General features: G+C 56.7%; 1 rRNA gene (cut by a window edge). It reads left to right on the top strand.

The annotated features are described in order from the left end of the window. Window positions 1-294: 294 nt before the first annotated feature. Window positions 295-1939, top strand: a 23S ribosomal RNA gene (locus tag Q2K20_RS09195) (it continues 1461 nt past the right edge of the window).

Raw genomic sequence — 1939 nt, 5'->3', positions numbered from 1 at the left:
TTCGCGTCCGAATGTGGCGCGCTCTGTGGCTCATTGGGTGGAACACTATCGCGTAGGACTCGCCGTGATCGGCGGTATCAGATTGCAGGATCTGGTGCCGGCGTTAGCGTGGTCCGGACGAAACACACTGTTGGGTGTCTGAAACAACGCCATCGGGCCTTCGGGTTTGGTTGTTTCTGATGGCACTGATTCCCGAGACATCTGATGCGCCATACGTGGCCGGGGTGTGGGTGGGGTTGGTGTGTGTTGTTTGAGAACTGCACAGTGGACGCGAGCATCTTTAATTGTTTGTGAATGTAAGTGTGTAAGAGCACACGGTGGATGCCTTGGCACCAAGAGCCGATGAAGGACGTAGTAGGCTGCGATAAGCCTCGGGGAGCTGCCAAACGAGCTGTGATCCGAGGGTGTCCGAATGGGGAAACCCAGCACGCGTGATGGCGTGTTACCCGCATCTGAATACATAGGGTGTGTGGAGGGAACGCGGGGAAGTGAAACATCTCAGTACCCGCAGGAAGAGAAAACAATAGTGATTCCGTCAGTAGCGGCGAGCGAACGCGGATCAGGCTAAACCGCATGCGTGTGATACCCGGCAGGGGTTGCGTGTGTGGTGTTGTGGGGCATGATGTCCCGGTTCTGCCGGACCGGGCGCTGATTGATCGCGGGTTAGGGGAACGACTTGGAAGGGTCGGCCGGAGAGGGTGAGAGTCCCGTACCTGAAAACCTTGCGGCGGGGCGATTTGTGTTCCCAAGTAGCAGCGGGCCCGTGAAATCTGCTGTGAATCTGCCGGGACCACCCGGTAAGCCTAAATACTTCTTGGTGACCGATAGCGGATTAGTACCGTGAGGGAATGGTGAAAAGTACCCCGGGAGGGGAGTGAAATAGTACCTGAAACCGTGTGCTTACAATCCGTCAGAGGCTTTAGGGCTGATGGCGTGCCTTTTGAAGAATGAGCCTGCGAGTTAGTGGTATGTCGCGAGGTTAACCCGTGTGGGGAAGCCGTAGCGAAAGCGAGTCCTAATAGGGCGACTGTAGTGGCATGCTCTAGACCCGAAGCGGAGTGATCTACCCATGGCCAGTGTGAAGCGACGGTAAGACGTCGTGGAGGCGCGAACCCACTTAGGTTGAAAACTGAGGGGATGAGTTGTGGGTAGGGGTGAAAGGCCAATCAAACTCCGTGATAGCTGGTTCTCCCCGAAATGCATTTAGGTGCAGCGTCGCATGTTTCACCTCGGAGGTAGAGCTACTGGATGGCCGATGGGCCCTACAAGGTTACTGACGTCAGCCAAACTCCGAATGCCGAGGTGTGAGAGTGCGGCAGTGAGACTGTGGGGGATAAGCTTCATAGTCGAGAGGGAAACAGCCCAGATCGCCGGCTAAGGCCCCTAAGCGTGTACTAAGTGGAAAAGGATGTGGGATCGCTGAGACAGCCAGGAGGTTGGCTTAGAAGCAGCCACCCTTGAAAGAGTGCGTAATAGCTCACTGGTCAAGTGGTCCTGCGCCGACAATTTAGCGGGGCTCAAGTACACCGCCGAAGCCGCGGCATTCATACAATAACCTCCTCCGGGCAGGTGTATGGATGGGTAGGGGAGCGTCGTGTGGCCATAGAAGCGCCGGAGTGATCCAGGCGTGGAGGCCACACGAGTGAGAATGCAGGCATGAGTAGCGAATGACGAGTGAGAAACTCGTCCGCCGAATGATCAAGGGTTCCTGGGTCAAGCTAATCTGCCCAGGGTGAGTCGGGACCTAAGGCGAGGCCGACAGGCGTAGTCGATGGACAACGGGTTGATATTCCCGTACCCGTGTGTGCGCGCCCATGGTGAATCAGTGATACTAACCGCCCTGAACGTCCTAGAGCATCCTTCGGGATGACGTGGACCGGATGCGCGGGACCTGAACTGGTAGTAGCCAAGCGATGGGGTGACGCAGGAAGGTAGCTGG

Source organism: Dietzia sp. IN118 (genome assembly GCF_032905965.1).
Classification (GTDB): domain Bacteria; phylum Actinomycetota; class Actinomycetes; order Mycobacteriales; family Mycobacteriaceae; genus Dietzia; species Dietzia kunjamensis.
Note: the sequence above shows the minus strand (reverse complement) of the source record. Positions and strands in the feature narration are given on the sequence as shown.